At 62.5% G+C, this 13,252-nt stretch carries 18 protein-coding genes and 4 tRNA genes; 8 read left to right on the top strand and 14 right to left on the bottom strand.

Going from position 1 to position 13,252, the window contains the following annotated elements:
- Positions 1-38: 38 nt before the first annotated feature.
- Together ACMUJL_RS05355 and ACMUJL_RS05350 are read left to right on the top strand one after the other, a co-directional pair.
- Positions 39-320, top strand: a complete 282-nt coding sequence (locus ACMUJL_RS05355) for a type II toxin-antitoxin system RelE/ParE family toxin (protein ID WP_375569912.1) — start codon at positions 39-41, stop codon at positions 318-320.
- Between the two features lie 11 nt (positions 321-331).
- The gene (locus tag ACMUJL_RS05350; RefSeq protein WP_375569914.1) at positions 332-622 is read left to right on the top strand and encodes a HigA family addiction module antitoxin; all 291 of its coding nucleotides are present in this window, start codon (positions 332-334) and stop codon (positions 620-622) included.
- On the opposite strand, the gene ACMUJL_RS05345 is transcribed toward ACMUJL_RS05350, so the two are convergent.
- Both ACMUJL_RS05345 and ACMUJL_RS05340 read right to left on the bottom strand, forming a co-directional pair.
- Positions 593-820, bottom strand: coding sequence for a DUF7697 family protein (locus ACMUJL_RS05345; protein WP_375569916.1), 228 nt, complete (start codon positions 818-820; stop codon positions 593-595). The genes ACMUJL_RS05350 and ACMUJL_RS05345 overlap by 30 nt on opposite strands.
- Positions 821-834: 14 nt before the next feature.
- A complete protein-coding gene (locus ACMUJL_RS05340; RefSeq protein ID WP_375569918.1) occupies positions 835-1,296 on the bottom strand; it encodes a hypothetical protein in 462 nt (153 codons plus the stop codon).
- 238 nt (positions 1,297-1,534) lie between these two features.
- Between ACMUJL_RS05340 and ACMUJL_RS05335 the strand changes: the two genes are divergently transcribed.
- Positions 1,535-2,017, top strand: coding sequence for a hypothetical protein (locus ACMUJL_RS05335; protein WP_375569920.1), 483 nt, complete (start codon positions 1,535-1,537; stop codon positions 2,015-2,017).
- Here ACMUJL_RS05335 and ACMUJL_RS05330 read toward each other — a convergent pair.
- Both ACMUJL_RS05330 and ACMUJL_RS05325 read right to left on the bottom strand, forming a co-directional pair.
- Positions 2,004-2,942, bottom strand: coding sequence for a phage tail tube protein (locus ACMUJL_RS05330; protein ID WP_416914159.1), 939 nt, complete (start codon positions 2,940-2,942; stop codon positions 2,004-2,006). The two genes, ACMUJL_RS05335 and ACMUJL_RS05330, sit on opposite strands and share 14 nt — an antisense overlap.
- Before the next feature lie 30 nt (positions 2,943-2,972).
- A complete protein-coding gene (locus ACMUJL_RS05325; protein ID WP_375569924.1) occupies positions 2,973-3,398 on the bottom strand; it encodes an acyl-CoA transferase in 426 nt (141 codons plus the stop codon).
- Between the two features lie 45 nt (positions 3,399-3,443).
- On the opposite strand from ACMUJL_RS05325, the gene ACMUJL_RS05320 reads away from it, so the two are divergent.
- From ACMUJL_RS05320 to ACMUJL_RS05305, 4 genes are all read left to right on the top strand, one after another.
- A tRNA-Ile gene (locus ACMUJL_RS05320) sits at positions 3,444-3,519 on the top strand.
- Position 3,520: 1 nt separating this feature from the next.
- Positions 3,521-3,604, top strand: a tRNA-Leu gene (locus ACMUJL_RS05315).
- A 3-nt stretch (positions 3,605-3,607) separates the two neighbouring features.
- Positions 3,608-3,697: transfer RNA gene (locus tag ACMUJL_RS05310), tRNA-Ser, on the top strand.
- Between the two features lie 38 nt (positions 3,698-3,735).
- Positions 3,736-3,811: transfer RNA gene (locus ACMUJL_RS05305), tRNA-Thr, on the top strand.
- A gap of 12 nt (positions 3,812-3,823) precedes the next feature.
- Here the strand turns inward: ACMUJL_RS05305 and ACMUJL_RS05300 are convergent.
- From ACMUJL_RS05300 to ACMUJL_RS05265, 8 genes are all read right to left on the bottom strand, one after another.
- Complete coding sequence (locus ACMUJL_RS05300; RefSeq protein ID WP_375569926.1) at positions 3,824-4,450, bottom strand: DUF6441 family protein; 627 nt, start codon at positions 4,448-4,450, stop codon at positions 3,824-3,826.
- 15 nt (positions 4,451-4,465) lie between these two features.
- Positions 4,466-4,810 (bottom strand): head-tail joining protein, encoded by a 345-nt coding sequence (locus ACMUJL_RS05295; protein WP_375569928.1) that lies wholly within the window; start codon positions 4,808-4,810, stop codon positions 4,466-4,468.
- A 12-nt stretch (positions 4,811-4,822) separates the two neighbouring features.
- On the bottom strand, positions 4,823-5,845 hold the full coding sequence (locus ACMUJL_RS05290; RefSeq protein ID WP_375569930.1) for a major capsid protein: 1,023 nt from the start codon (positions 5,843-5,845) through the stop codon (positions 4,823-4,825).
- A gap of 67 nt (positions 5,846-5,912) precedes the next feature.
- Positions 5,913-6,293, bottom strand: coding sequence for a head decoration protein (locus ACMUJL_RS05285; RefSeq protein ID WP_375569932.1), 381 nt, complete (start codon positions 6,291-6,293; stop codon positions 5,913-5,915).
- Positions 6,294-6,392: 99 nt separating this feature from the next.
- A complete protein-coding gene (locus ACMUJL_RS05280) occupies positions 6,393-7,817 on the bottom strand; it encodes a S49 family peptidase (protein ID WP_375569934.1) in 1,425 nt (474 codons plus the stop codon).
- Positions 7,817-9,313, bottom strand: a complete 1,497-nt coding sequence (locus ACMUJL_RS05275) for a phage portal protein (RefSeq protein WP_375569936.1) — start codon at positions 9,311-9,313, stop codon at positions 7,817-7,819. Before ACMUJL_RS05275 ends, ACMUJL_RS05280 begins: the two co-directional genes overlap by 1 nt.
- Positions 9,313-9,522, bottom strand: a complete 210-nt coding sequence (locus ACMUJL_RS05270; RefSeq protein WP_375569938.1) for a phage head-tail joining protein — start codon at positions 9,520-9,522, stop codon at positions 9,313-9,315. Before ACMUJL_RS05270 ends, ACMUJL_RS05275 begins: the two co-directional genes overlap by 1 nt.
- Positions 9,523-9,525: 3 nt before the next feature.
- Positions 9,526-11,481 (bottom strand): phage terminase large subunit family protein, encoded by a 1,956-nt coding sequence (locus ACMUJL_RS05265; protein ID WP_416914158.1) that lies wholly within the window; start codon positions 11,479-11,481, stop codon positions 9,526-9,528.
- Here ACMUJL_RS05265 and ACMUJL_RS05260 point away from each other — a divergent pair.
- Positions 11,414-11,626, top strand: a complete 213-nt coding sequence (locus tag ACMUJL_RS05260; protein WP_375569942.1) for a DUF3489 domain-containing protein — start codon at positions 11,414-11,416, stop codon at positions 11,624-11,626. The genes ACMUJL_RS05265 and ACMUJL_RS05260 overlap by 68 nt on opposite strands.
- A gap of 16 nt (positions 11,627-11,642) precedes the next feature.
- Here the strand turns inward: ACMUJL_RS05260 and ACMUJL_RS05255 are convergent, their stop codons facing one another.
- Together ACMUJL_RS05255 and ACMUJL_RS05250 are read right to left on the bottom strand one after the other, a co-directional pair.
- On the bottom strand, positions 11,643-11,852 hold the full coding sequence (locus ACMUJL_RS05255) for a DUF7220 family protein (protein ID WP_375569944.1): 210 nt from the start codon (positions 11,850-11,852) through the stop codon (positions 11,643-11,645).
- Entirely contained in the window at positions 11,849-13,117 is a 1,269-nt protein-coding gene (locus ACMUJL_RS05250) for a site-specific DNA-methyltransferase (RefSeq protein WP_375569946.1), read from the bottom strand. Before ACMUJL_RS05250 ends, ACMUJL_RS05255 begins: the two co-directional genes overlap by 4 nt.
- Between the last annotated feature and the right edge of the window lie 135 nt (positions 13,118-13,252).

Raw genomic sequence — 13,252 nt, 5'->3', positions numbered from 1 at the left:
TCCTTGATTTATGTATCACGGTGTGATACATGAGAGGGATGATTATCAGCATCCGCGGAAAGCTCGCCGAACAGGCTATGTCGGGCCGGTTCGGCAAGGGGTTCCCCGCGGATCTGGTGAAGCGAACGCGTGCCATGCTGTCGGCGCTGGATGCGGCGCATGTGGTCGAAGACTTGCGGTTCCCACCCGGCAACCATCTGGAAGCCTTGAGTGGCGATCGGGTAGGTCAGCATTCAGTGCGCATAAATGGGCAATGGCGGATTTGCTTTGTCTGGACGGATCAAGGGCCTGCTGAGGTCGAGATTGTGGATTACCACTGAAAGGAGACACCATGAGCCTGCTGACACATCCCTCCCATCCGGGTGACGTGCTCTCCGAGCTGTACCTCTTGCCGCTTGGCATGAAGGCACCGACCCTTGCCAAACAGCTACGCGTCCCACGCACACGGATCGAGCGCCTGGTCAAAGGTGAGACAGCGCTGACAGCGGACACAGCCATGCGACTGGCGGCCTTCTTCCAGACCACGCCCGAATATTGGATGAACCTTCAGCGGGCCTGGGATCTGGCACGTGCCCGCGAGACTGTCGATGTCTCAGATATTGAGCCGCTCCGCGCTGCCTGAGCGTATTTCGTCATTGATCTTGCGCACCATCACCGCCTCGATGGGCGGCAGCAGTTCGGCGATGGCAGTGGTAGAAATCCCAAGCGCCGCGCCCAATTGCAGCGCCGCGCCCATGTCCCAGCCGAATACGGCTGATCCTGACACCCGAAGCTGGCCGCCGAGGCGCTGGACGAGGTCCCAGATCTGCCAGCCTTCCATGGTGTGGGGTGCGTTTATGTGCGCCGGGCAGTCTTTGCAGCTTTGCGCGCAGGCTTGGCAATAGTCGCCGCCCCCGCCGAATTCCCAATCGGCAAGGGCGGTGAGGCGTTTTTTTCTGCGTCCAGAATGAGCGCGCCTGCGACGTATTTGGTCTGGAAGGCCTCGAAGATCGGCCAGATGTCGAGGAGTGCATCGATACCTTCCGGGCTGACCGGAATGGCAAAGCCGTTGTCATCGCCAACACCTTTCCAGTCCTGAATGGCGACGCGCGCCACCGCTTTGGCCATGGCCAGCGCGATGCCATCGGTGTCGAAATCGTTGTCATCTGTATCAGTCCCGTCCGGCAGCGTGATTTGCCCCTGCGCCTCCTTGCGTGCGGCCATCATCAGCGCCGTGGTCATAGGGGCGACCAGGATCTCGACGCCATGGCCGAGGTCGAGCCTTTGCGCCTCATGGGTCAGGTTCAATCGCAGCATATACTCCCTTTCTTTACTGACGGGCTCGTTTGCGGGTCTGATTATGCTTTTGGTGGTTTGATCGCTGCTGCTGAAAGCGGCACGCTGTAACTCGTACTAGCTCCATATACTTACGACCCCTAAACCTGCCGTGTCATGCGGTGGGTTTTTTTGTGCTCCCGCCCCAATCCAAATGGGCTCAGCCTATACCTCTGCACAAATCGCATTCTTCTGAGTTCTGGAGAACTCGCTTGCCTCATTGACGCCAAAGCAGGCAGCGCGGATCGTGGTGGCGGTACCAAGTTATCTGAAGCCCCCACTCAAGACCAAAATGCACCGTCACGTCAGCACCGTGGCGGAGCTTTTTTTGGGGCAGCAGCTGGTCAAAAAAAGAGGTCAGACCGTAATGTCAGAAACGCAATGGCAATATCTGGAAGTGTCCGTGGCTCTTGAGATCGTCAAGACGGAACGGGATCAACTCCGTGATCGCTTGGCTGAGATGCAATATCACCTGCAGCAGACCATGCAGCGCGCCGACAGGATGGAGCAGCGCCTGCATGCCGCGCATGCGAGCCTTGCAAGGCTAAGCGAAAGCCTGATCACGCCGCCAGCCATTAGCAGCTGGGCAGAGGTCGAGCATGATGGCCGCAAGGTGCTCCGCTTGGACAACCCAGTGCGAAAGCCGACACGTCCGTACTTGATGCGGCAAAAGGATCGACGGGTCGGTCTCAATAGCCTGTGATGGTATTGGTCAGCACCACCGTACACATCCGGCCCGGGTCAGCGGCGAGTGCTGCTTGCCAATCGAAGGTAGCCTGAATGCCTTGGGGGCCAGTTATCTCGACCCGTGGGCGCGGCAGATAGACCGCATGCGCTGTAAGCTTGAGGCCAACACCGCCGGTCAGCGCATAGTCGAATTCGAGGGTGCAGGCCTCGCCATTGATGGCTTGGGTCACCAGCGTTTGATCGGCAAAGCGGACAACGATATTGCCGGTCAGGGCAGCCACCGATGGGTCGGCGCCATCTATCTTGCCATCCGAACGGATGGTCTCGATCCTGTCGAGGTTATTGGCATAGTTGATATCGGCCGTCACGACATTGCCGATAGCCGTCCCATTACGTTTGACCGAGCCGTTGAAATGGCCAAATCGCGTCAGCGTCAGATCGACCAAGGATCCTGCGGCGGAGGTGGTAGCGACGCTCTCGCCTTGGGCCACGACGCTGGCGGTGGCAGTCAGTAGGCCAGAGCGCCCCATCTGCCAGCTGAGGCTGTCCAACTTGCAGCCCGCATACATCGCGTAGCGCGGCACCTCTGGCATGCCTGTCTCAATGGCGAAAGAGGGCAGGTTCCAATTGCCCGACTGGAAGGTGTGGGTCTTGCTTGTGGTGCCGGCTGTCGTGGGCGCGCCAAAGGCTGCCTTGAGCCAGAACCCGATCGAGGCGGCATCAATCGGAACGACGATATTGCCGTCGGCCGTCACCGCATCCTTGGTGGGTGCAAGTGGATCGCGGCCATATCCCAGCAGTTCCGAGGCCAGCAACGGTTGCTCGGCCCCCAGCGTGGTACTGGCGAAGGGCATCCGCGTAAAGCCGCTCGCGGGCGGTGTGCCATAGGTCATCTCGAACGCCAACGCCATCTGCGCTCGCGCTCCTTGGGCTCGTGCCATCATGTCTCTCCTTGAATGTCGGATAGATGGTTAGACCAGCGCGTCGCTGGTCGCGTAATGTAGGATGATCGGTACGATGGCGGCCTTCAGGGTTGCGCCACCATCAACTGGTAAGTCCACCGGCTCTGGCGCCTCGGCCTCCACCCAGTCGCAGCGCCCCCGCAAGGTGCGGTCCGCTGCAAGGGCTGCCCCAATGCGCCCGATCAGCCGGTCAAACCTCGCATCGCGGTCCTCGCCGGTCTGCACGATCACCTCCAGCTCGGCGCGGTGCTGATAGTGGTACATCAGCGGTGATAGTGTCACGCCTGGCTCACCGGGATTGCCGTCGCGCAGAATCATCAGACCGCCCGGTGGGATCCGCTCGGGCAGGACCTCGCCGCGCAACACCGGCACGTGCGGCACAGTGCGCAGCAGGTCCGCCAGAGCGGTGAGAATGGTCTCGCGGGGGGAGGGCATATTGGTTGCCTTTGATTGTATATTCCGCCAAAGAAAAAAGTGGACGGGCCTGTAGCTCAACGGTTAGAGCAGAGCGCTCATAACGCTTTGGTTGGGGGTTCAAATCCCTCCGGGCCTACCAAGCCCCCTTGGCGGAATGGTAGACGCCAGGGACTTAAAATCCCTTGCCTTCGGGCGTGCCGGTTCGAGTCCGGCAGGGGGCACCAAATGGAAGTGTGGCCGAGTGGTTTAAGGCTCTGGTCTTGAAAACCAGCGTAGGTGAAAGCCTACCGTGGGTTCGAATCCCACCGCTTCCGCCACTTCCCTTTCCCGTTGTTTCCACATAGGAAACGCATGTGCCGGTATAGCTCAGCTGGTAGAGCAGTTGATTTGTAATCATCAGGTCCCGGGTTCGATCCCTGGTGCCGGCACCATCACTTTCCGCCTCAGATACGCGTTTCCAGCCAATTCTCGACGATCGCGCCCGGGATGCCGTCCCGCGCGGCCTCGGCCGCGCGATCCAGATCCAACCGCTTGCGCAGATTGACCTGGCGCACGAGCAAGAAGATCGGCACGGTGGTCAGCCCGCGCCCGGTTTTGGAGCGTGAGGCGACACCGAGCCCGCGGGTATTCAGCCGGCCTTCGGCCACTAGGAGGCTCGGTCCGCTGCGCCGATAGATGAAGCGGAGGCGCAATCCGCGCCGACGCTCCCACTCGCCCGGGCTGATCCGGCCACCCCGTGCGGATTTGCCGGCTGCTGCGGTCGGGATGGCCAGCCAAAACCCATCCTTCGAGCGAATAAGCGGGCCGGTATCATGCGCACCGACGATCACCGGGGCGTTGGACCAGATCAGGGCTGCCGCATTCAGGCTGAGCTGGCCTTTGGGATAGAGCTCCGAGCGGATTGTGCGCGACAGACGTGCCCCCAGACCGGCGCCGGTGATCTGGCCACGCCAAGAGGTCTTGAGGCTGCTGCCTGCCTCGCCAACAGCTTTCGTGACGGCCTTCTCCCCGGAGGCGATCTCAGCGGCCATCATGGCACCGAGGTCACCGACGATCTCCATGCGGATCATTGCACGACCCTCGCCTCAGTGTTCCGGATCGGCATGGGGGTCCGGCCACGAGGGCAGAAGCTCCACCGTCCAGACCAGCCGCTCGCGATCCCTTTGCGGTGTGCCCTGTACGGTGAATATCTCGCCTGCGATCTCGAACCGATCACCTGCCGCCAGCTCCGGACAGTCGCTGATGCGCACATCAAGAACCACGCTGTCGCTGACCAGCCGCGCCGCTCCAAATTCGACCATCCGGTCTGGATTGCGGTGCATCACGCGGATCCCACGCTCCACCCCGATGCCTGCCTGTTGGTAAAGCGCCGGGGTGGAGAGGTTCGGATCAGCGAAGAGCAGATCGAGGGCCACGGCAAACGCCGTCATCGCTCAGTCACCTCAGTTCGAGCTGAAGATCCGGATCGCCAGCCGCGGGCGCTTATTCACCGGCAGGATTGATGCCTCGGTCATCAGGTCGATCCAGCGGCCCTTGGCGTCCATCATCTGCCGCGCATAAAGCGGCAAGCCGACCGTATTGGCGGTTTCCAGCAGGTTTGCCGGCCCGCCATAGGTGGTGAAGGTGTCGAAGGTGCCAAGCGGGAAGGCGATGCCCTCGCCCGCAGGGATCAGCCGCTCTGAGGTGCCGTTCGAGAGGGTGACCGAGCCGTTGTATTCTTCGAAGAGAATGCCTGCGAAGGGAAATGCGCGCCGCATGTCCTCGCGAAGCGGCTGGCCGCCCGTGGCGGAGAAGAACTTGTAGGCTTCTTCCGTCTTGGGATGGCTGATCAGCTTGTCGAAGAACTCCGAGCTTACCAGCGCATGGGCCGTCGTCATGGTCTCGCCCAGAAGGCTGTCCTCGATCCCGCGCATGACGGTGCGGACCTTGCCCTGCACATTCGTACCTGCGGTGCCGAAGACGAAGTCGACAGAAATCTGCTCGAGGCCGAACTCGGTGAAGTAGTTGTAGAGGGTCGTGCCGGCGCCGTCTTTCACGATGCCGCGGAGCGCGTTCATCTCCATGTATTCGCGGGTCTGTGCATGCTTGCGGCGCATCAGCGTCAGCTTGCGGTTCATCACTTCGACCAGCGGATCGGCTGCATCCGACAGGCCCAGCGCCGGCATGCCTTGGATATCGGCGGGTAGGATCACATCGTCATGCGGGATCCAGGGCAGGGCGAAGCTGCGCATCGAGCGCTGCTCGCGGGTGCCGACCGTGGCGGGCGCGCCCAGCGGCACCGAAGGCAGGAGGCTCAGAACCCCCTCGCGCTGTTCGATGACAATGGAACGTTGCGTGACGCCCTCAAAGCGGAAGAGGCCGATCTGGCCCAGGCGGGTGTAGAGGTTGGGCAGGATGTTGATGGCCTGCGTCATTTCAGCGAGCGAATAGCCGCCCGCGTCAAATGGGTTGCGGGTGATGGTCATGGGGAAACTCCGGGGAATGAGGGGTGACGCGCACAAGCGCGATGATGGGAACCGACAATCCGCCCGGTCAGGCGGCGTCGCGCGGGATGATGCCGAGGGCTGTCAACTGGGCGTGCTTGGCTGCCGTCTTGGCCGCGTCATCGACACTGGCGTCAAACACGAGCGCCGCTTTCGAGACGATGGCAGGCCCACGCAGGACGACGATGCCAGTCGCATCAGCCGCCGTTGCGTCAACGTCGTAAAGCAGGACAGCGGCAGCGTTTTGCGCGCCGTCAGTGCCAGTGGCGGTGCTGAGCTTCATCTTGCCGCTCGCGGTGATGCGACCGAGCACAGCGCCGACAGGGTAGCTGGTGCCGGCCAGCAGTGTGACGGTCTCTCGGGTGAAGTTGGGGTTCAGTTCGTATTTGAGGACATCGCCCATGGTGGGCGGTTGGGTCAGCACGGACATGGGCAATCTCCGAAGATGTGGGGGTCAAAAAGAAATCCCCCGCCGGGGAGGAACGACGGGGGATCAGGGGGGCGGTCAGCTGTCTGGGGGTTGAGCGGTTCAGCCCCTGCTGCCCGCCGAGGCAGCCTTCTTCGCGGCGGCCACAATCGGGCTTTCAGCGGATTTGGGGAGAACGGGCGAAGGTGGCGCAGCAACGATGTCACGCGCATCCGCTGCGGCGCTCGCCCGGTCCAATACCAACCGGCGCAAGGCCTCCGGCAATGTTCCTTCGCGCAGTGCTTTTGCGGCATCAATCGCGATACCGAGGCGGCCCGCCTGCGCCGCGATCTCTGCAATCTCGGCTGCCGCCTCGCGCAGCTGCGCCGACAGGTCTGCCAGATTGTTTGGCTGCGCAGCAGATGGCCTGTGCATGGGGATCGCAGCGGCTGCAGGTGTGGGTTCGACGTCCTGAACGCCATGGTCATCATCCTGTGCGTCTGAACTCTCGCTAGATTTCTCCACCACGGTGTCTTCTATGTCAGTGGTTTCAGCAGTTTCCTCTGCGGTGTCTCGATTGGCGTTCATGGCGGCCTCCTTTGGTTTGGTATGAGCGGCGCGGGGCAGCCGCGCGGTAGGTGATGAAGCAGACAGGCTTTCACGAAAGCGGACAAAGCCACGGGTTAGGTCGACCACTTCATCTGCGAGGCCTGCGCTGACGGCATCCGTCCCTCGGAAGGTCGCGGCTTCGGTCGCCAGCGCCGCATCTTGGCTCAGACGCCCAGCGCGCCCTGCAGCGACGGTCTCAGTAAAGAGGAACCGCAGCACATCGATCTCGCGCTGGATGTTGTCGCGCACGTTCTCGGGCAGCGGCTCATACGGATTGCCGTCGACCTTGTGCTGGCCGGAATGGACCAGCGTGACGCGCACGCCGTCTTGATCCAGCTGGCCGCTGAGCTCGGCATGCATGACCACCACGCCGATACTGCCAACGGCGCCAGTGCGCGGCAGAAGGATGCGATCGGCCTGGGAGGCCAGCGCATAGCCCGCTGAAAAGGCGTGCTCGGCGACAAAGGCCCAGACGGGTTTCGCCGCACGAGTTGCACGAATGCGATCTGACAGGTCGAAAACCCCCGCTACTTCGCCGCCAAAGCTGTCAATTTCCAATGCAATGCCTCGCACGGACGGGTCGCTTGCCGCTGCCTCGATCTGTGCCGCAATACCCTCGTAACTGGTCTGGCCAGAGGACTGCCCGATCCATCCGCCACGGTGTATCAGCACACCTGCGATCTCGATTACCGCGATGCCGTCTACGACCGGGTAGGGCACATGACCATGTTGATGCAGGCGCTCGGTCAGGTTCCCGGCCAGAATTCTGGCGCGGGCGGGCAGGGTGGCGGGACCTTCTGTCACGCTATCTTCCTCAACCAGTTCGATCTGCCTCCCCACGATGCGCGGGCCCAGACCGGACAGAAACGCCATGGCCTTCGAGGGTTCCACCATTAGCGGCGTGTTGAAGGCGCGCGCGGCAATGCGGGCATGGAGCATTAGGGCTGTTCCTCTTCAGCGCGCGGATTGTTTTCCGCATCATCGGTTTCTTCACTCTGCTCGGCTTCATCACCATCGACGGGAATTGCTTGTACACCCTGGGCGGGCGAACCCGGTCTGCGGAAATCAAGGCCCAGCGTACGTTCGCGTTCCCGCTCTGCGGCAATCTCCCGATCAACCTGTTCCGCGTCGTAGCCGCGCTCGGCGATGGCCTGAGTGCGGGATTTCAGCCCCGCCTCGATCTGGGCGATTTCGGCGTTGGCGTCCTTCAACGGATCGACCCAGTCCCATTTCGTGGGGAGCCAGTCGGCAGCCAGCATGCGCGGACGATCGGCCTCGTAACCGGGCAGGGGCAGCGCGCCTGAGAGCACCGCCAAATCCAGCCAGCGTGCATAGACCGGACGGCAGAGCTGATAAACCATCACTGAATGCTGCCAGGCTGAGACGCGGCGTCGAAATTCGATAAGTGCAAGTCTGGAGTTCGAAAAGTTTCCTTTAACCATGTCGTTGGTCAGATAAGGGTAAGGAATGCCAAGTGCCGCAGAGACTTGAAGCAGTGTCCGGTACTGGAAAGGCTCATAGGTCGCCCCGCTGTCCGCGGGCTGGCCGACGGTCACATCCTCGCCCGGATCCAGCCGGACGATCTGGCCCGGGGTGATCTCGACACCAGCGGGCATCTCTTCATCGTCCAAGGGCGCGAGCGGGTTCTCGGGGGCAGGGGAGGTCACGAACATTGCGTACATCGCGGCGACCTTTTTGCGGTCGAGCTCGGCATCGTCATATTGGTCGAGCAGGAACAGCTTCACGATGGCGGGCGCCAGTTTTGAGACGCCGCGCAGCTGCCCGCCCTCCACGGGGTCGATCACATGGATGACCTCTGAGGCGGGAACGCGCACGATTTCGCCCGAGAGCCCCGGATCGGTACTGTCGCCAGGATGACGGCGGAAGAAGTGATATGCCACACGGCGCCCGATCCGGTCGAACTCGATCCCCTGGCGGATGGCATTGCCGTTGCGTGCAACCCCCGTTTCATGCAGCGGCAGCATCTCCGAAGGCAGCATCTGCAGCTGGAGGGGAACCGTCAGCCCGTCCTCCACCCGCCGCGGACGTATCCTTACGAACACTTCACCTGCGAGAAACACTTCACGCGCCGCCCGGCGCTGCAACCCATAAAAATCCGTCAGCCCCTCGGCATCGGCCTCATCTGTCCAGGCGAGCCAAAGCCGCTGCAGCTCTTCCTTTTGGGCGGCATCGGCCAGTTTCGAGATCGGCTTGATTCCGTCGCCCACGGTGTTGGCGGCCCAGCTTTCCACCGCATTCACGGCATAGCCGTTGTTGCGCACCAGCCACCGGGCACGGGCGGTGATGTCAGGCCCGGATGCAGCGATCAGCGCGTTGACATGAGCCCGCGTGGCTTGGAATCCACGCAGACGTCGATGGTGCTGGCCCGCATCGAAGCCGCCAATGAAGGCACCAAGTCGCTGCCGCCAGTTCATCACAGGTCCTTCACGGCATGCGGGCGCAACACGCGCCCAGCGCCGTGCTCGAGTTTGGCAATGCGACGTTCCACGTCACCGATCGCAGCGGCCAGTTCGGCGTCAGTCCCGTAATTCACGGTCTTGCCGTCATAACTGACCGAGCGCGTGCCGCTGTAGCGTGCGGCCAAGAGCGCGCTGTGGCGAAGTTTCAACTCGTCGAGGGTCATTCGTCATTCCATGTACTTAGGCGTGCTGATCTTCCAGCCACGCCGCCGTGGCGCGCTGATCCGCCCCGCTTGCGGTTCTTTCGATGTCTCGGGCTCGTTCGTTTGCGAGGGGGAAGTTGTCTCCACGCCCGCCTGCTTCTCCAACTGCCGCCACATCCGTTCATCAAAGCGGTCGGCCCCAAGGATCCAAGCCGCGGCCCGGGCATAGACCCGTGTGTCCAGCGCCTCGTTCCGCTCGCGCATCTTTTGCCATTCTTGGCGGCCGTAGCCGCGCCGGTCGCGGATCGTCACGAGTTGCTCGGCCACCAGCTGCTTCAGCCATTCGCTGTCCACCCAGTCGGGCAGGTGGATCGTGCCCGCCGGTATCGGCGCGTCTAACTCGGACGGCCGCTCGATCCGCAGATAGCGATAGGTCTCGGCCTTGAACGTGGCGGTCGCCACCGTCCAAAGCCGGGCCCCGCGCTTGAGCTTCCGCCCATTCACCGTTGCATCGACAAAGGTGGGCCCCGACACAGGCGTCGCGCGGTTGAAGCCCTCAAGCCCTTTCACAGGTGCGACCTGCGCGATACCTTGTGCCCGTGCCCAGGCATAGACAGCGGAGGTCTCATATCCGGTATCGATTGCCAGTTTGGCGAGCGGCATCACGGCGCCGTTCTCATGCACCCAGGTTTGGCTAAGCAAGGATGTCATAGCGTTCCAACAAGCTGGATCGCCAGGACCGCCTGGAATGATGATGTGATCGACCAGCCAGCTTTCCAGACCACGGCCCCAGGCCCAGACATCGATTTCGATGCGGTCTTTCTGGACGTCGGCTCCGGCAGTGAGGAACAGACCACCCATCGGGACCTGCGCCGAATAGGCCTCGCGCCGATCTGCCAGCCGCTGCCACTCTGGCGCATCACCGCTTTCAACCCAGGTCTCGCCCAGGAGCGTGTTGCGCGCTGCGCGAAGCATCTCGTCCGAGCCCTGGGCCGCCAGCCACTCCCGCGCGATCTGCTCCCAGCTTTTCCAGCCGATCGGTGAATAGAGGGCCGAGAGGTGAAACCCGATCGCGTTCGGATCCGCGCTGGTCGCCGTCGCCCGCCACTCACCCCGCTCGAGCATCTGCGTCTTGTGGTGCTCGGCAATGGGCTGGTCACAGCCTGTGCAGACATAGGCTGCGGTTTCTGGTTTCCCCTTTGCCCAGCGGAGCTGCTCGAACTGCAGCCATTGCATGTGACCGCAATGCGGGCAGGGCACGAAATACCGCCGCTGGTCGCTGGCCTCGAACTCTCGCTCAATACGAGAAAGCCCCCGGATGGTCGGGGTCGAGACCATGAATACTTTACGCCGATGCGCAAAGGTGGTGGTGCGCGCCTCGGCCAGCGTGACCGGATCGCCCTCTTCATCTGCCGAGGCCGGATAGGCATCGACCTCATCCAGAAACACATAGCGCGCCGGCATCGAGCGCAGGCCCGTGGCCGAGTTCGCCCCCGTCAGCACCAGAATGCCGCCCGGGAATTCCTTGGACAGCATAGAGTTGCCGGCATCGCGCGAACGTGCTGGCTGCACGCGTTCTTTCAGCGCAGGGCTGTCCTCGATCAGCGGATCAATCCGCCCGCGCGAGGTGCGCTTGGCCATCTCGACCGTGGGCAACACCGCCAGCATGGGGCCGGGCGCGTGATGGATCACAAAGCCAATCCAGTTGTTGCCGGCCTCCGTGGCCCCAACCTGCGCAGCCTTCATGAAGCTGATGCGCTGCGCCGGGTGCTTTGGCGACAGCGCATCCATGATCTCGCGCAGATAGGGCGCGCGAGCCGTACGATATCGGCCAGGTTCTGCTGCCGCCCGCGATGAGAGCCAGCGATGTGCATCGGCCCATTCCGAAACTGTCAGATCAGCATCGGGTCGCATGCCCCGCCGCCAGGCGCGCAACACGTCCTCGGCACCGTCGAAACCGAGGTCAGAGGGGGCGTCCATCTCCGAGATTGTCGAGGCGACGGGCTGGTTGTCCCACAGTGCCCGTGGTCTGATCTCGGGCGGGCTGAAGAAAAAGCTGGGTTTGCCGATCACCGCCCAGAAGCTCGATCAGCGCGGCACCGTTTACAGACTTCCGGCGGTCTGATCGCCGCGACCTGCCATTATCGCCACCGTTCGAAGAGCCTGCGCAGCGCATAGCTGCGCAGTAGCGAGATCCCGGTGAACACAGAGCCGATGGCAAGGTTCTCACCAAAGCTGGGGTGAATGCCAAACCATGGGAACACTTGGATTTGCGTGACCACCGCCAGCACATAGCCCACGGCGACATTGGTGACGGCCTCGACCAGCGACAGCTTGCGCGATTGGGTCATGCAGCCAACCGCTGTGACTTGAGGGCTGCAAAGGTCTCACCGCTGTCCAGCAAGACTGCCTCCTCGCCTGTGAAAGCCTGCCAGCGCTCGATGGCCACATCAACGTAGACGGGGTTCAGCTCCACACCATAGCAGATGCGCCCAGTCGTCTCGGCCGCGATCAGCGTGGTGCCAGATCCCATGAAGGGCTCGTAGACCGCCTGGCCGGGGCTCGAGTTGTTCAAGATCGGCCGCCTCATGCATTCCACCGGCTTCTGCGTCCCATGGACCGTGGCAGCATCTTGGTCCTTGTTGGCAATCTGCCAGAGCGTCGTCTGTTTCCGATCGCCGGCCCAGTGGCCCTTGCCCTTGGCGCGCACCGCATACCAGCAGGGCTCATGCTGCCAGTGATAATCGCCGCGACTGAGCACCAGCCGATCCTTGGCCCAGATGATTTGGGAGCGGATTGCGAAACCTGCAGCCACCAAGCTGTCGGCCACCGTCGCCGCATGTAGAGCGCCGTGCCAGATATACGCGACATCACCGGGAAAGAGGGACCAGGCCTCGCGCCAGTCGGCGCGGTCGTCATTCAGCACCTTGCCGGTGCGCTTCGTCTTGGCCGCGCCCGCCTGGTTGCGCCAGGCCGGATCGTATTCCACGCCATATGGCGGGTCGGTCACCATCAGCAGCGGCTTCACGCCGCCGAGGAGGCGTCCAACGACATCTGCGCTGGTGCTGTCCCCGCAGATCAAGCGATGCGAACCCAGCTGCCAGAGGTCACCCGCTACCGAGACCGGGGTCACCGGCGGCTCGGGGATGTCGTCTTCGCCTTCTGTCGAACCATTGTTTTCCTCATCGACGCCCTGCGCCGCCCTCAACAAACCGTCGAGAAACTCGGGCGAGAAACCCAGCAGGTCTGTGTCGAAGCCCAGCGTCTGTAAGTCGATGATTTCCACGCCCAGATTCAGCTCGTCCCATTCCGCCAGATCGGCAACGCTGTTGTCCGACAGGCGCAGGGCGCGGCGATGATCCTCATCGAGATGCGACAGCCGCAAGACAGGGATCTTGCTCAAGCCAAGCTGCGTCGCCGCCATGATGCGGCCGTGGCCAGCAATCAACTCACCGTCGTCGGAGATCAGGCATGGCATGGTCCAGCCGAACTTGACCATGTTGGCAGCCAGAACGGCCACCTGGTGGTCGCTATGGAGGCGCGCATTGCGGGCATAGGGCCGCAAGCGTTCGATCTGCCAGAGTTCAATCTGGCTCGGCATGAATGGGAGATCCATAGGGCAGGGCTCGCATGGGCGTGCGCAATGTCCTGTGGCCGCGCTCAGGTGCCAGGATTTGCGATCCGCGATGTCAGGAAAACGAAACGCCCGCGAGGGTATCCTCCGGGCGCAATTCTTCGATGATCAAGGGGT

It is taken from the genome of Seohaeicola sp. (assembly GCF_048006315.1).
Classification (GTDB): Bacteria; Pseudomonadota; Alphaproteobacteria; order Rhodobacterales; family Rhodobacteraceae; genus Seohaeicola.
The sequence above is the reverse complement of the archived record's forward strand: the minus strand, read 5'-3'. Positions and strand labels throughout refer to the sequence as shown.

What these genes read in the sequence shown, in the direction of transcription:
- ACMUJL_RS05355 (WP_375569912.1), top strand. Translation starts at nt 39, where the DNA reads ATGATTATCAGCATCCGCGGAAAGCTCGCCGAACAGGCTATGTCGGGC.
- ACMUJL_RS05350 (WP_375569914.1), top strand. Translation starts at nt 332, where the DNA reads ATGAGCCTGCTGACACATCCCTCCCATCCGGGTGACGTGCTCTCCGAG.
- ACMUJL_RS05345 (WP_375569916.1), bottom strand. Translation starts at nt 820, where the DNA reads ATGGAAGGCTGGCAGATCTGGGACCTCGTCCAGCGCCTCGGCGGCCAG.
- ACMUJL_RS05340 (WP_375569918.1), bottom strand. Translation starts at nt 1,296, where the DNA reads ATGCTGCGATTGAACCTGACCCATGAGGCGCAAAGGCTCGACCTCGGC.
- ACMUJL_RS05330 (WP_416914159.1), bottom strand. Translation starts at nt 2,942, where the DNA reads ATGGCACGAGCCCAAGGAGCGCGAGCGCAGATGGCGTTGGCGTTCGAG.
- ACMUJL_RS05325 (WP_375569924.1), bottom strand. Translation starts at nt 3,398, where the DNA reads ATGCCCTCCCCCCGCGAGACCATTCTCACCGCTCTGGCGGACCTGCTG.
- ACMUJL_RS05300 (WP_375569926.1), bottom strand. Translation starts at nt 4,450, where the DNA reads ATGATCCGCATGGAGATCGTCGGTGACCTCGGTGCCATGATGGCCGCT.
- ACMUJL_RS05295 (WP_375569928.1), bottom strand. Translation starts at nt 4,810, where the DNA reads ATGACGGCGTTTGCCGTGGCCCTCGATCTGCTCTTCGCTGATCCGAAC.
- ACMUJL_RS05290 (WP_375569930.1), bottom strand. Translation starts at nt 5,845, where the DNA reads ATGACCATCACCCGCAACCCATTTGACGCGGGCGGCTATTCGCTCGCT.
- ACMUJL_RS05285 (WP_375569932.1), bottom strand. Translation starts at nt 6,293, where the DNA reads ATGTCCGTGCTGACCCAACCGCCCACCATGGGCGATGTCCTCAAATAC.
- ACMUJL_RS05280 (WP_375569934.1), bottom strand. Translation starts at nt 7,817, where the DNA reads ATGCTCCATGCCCGCATTGCCGCGCGCGCCTTCAACACGCCGCTAATG.
- ACMUJL_RS05275 (WP_375569936.1), bottom strand. Translation starts at nt 9,313, where the DNA reads ATGAACTGGCGGCAGCGACTTGGTGCCTTCATTGGCGGCTTCGATGCG.
- ACMUJL_RS05270 (WP_375569938.1), bottom strand. Translation starts at nt 9,522, where the DNA reads ATGACCCTCGACGAGTTGAAACTTCGCCACAGCGCGCTCTTGGCCGCA.
- ACMUJL_RS05260 (WP_375569942.1), top strand. Translation starts at nt 11,414, where the DNA reads ATGCCCCGCCGCCAGGCGCGCAACACGTCCTCGGCACCGTCGAAACCG.
- ACMUJL_RS05265 (WP_416914158.1), bottom strand. Translation starts at nt 11,481, where the DNA reads ATGGACGCCCCCTCTGACCTCGGTTTCGACGGTGCCGAGGACGTGTTG.
- ACMUJL_RS05255 (WP_375569944.1), bottom strand. Translation starts at nt 11,852, where the DNA reads ATGACCCAATCGCGCAAGCTGTCGCTGGTCGAGGCCGTCACCAATGTC.
- ACMUJL_RS05250 (WP_375569946.1), bottom strand. Translation starts at nt 13,117, where the DNA reads ATGGATCTCCCATTCATGCCGAGCCAGATTGAACTCTGGCAGATCGAA.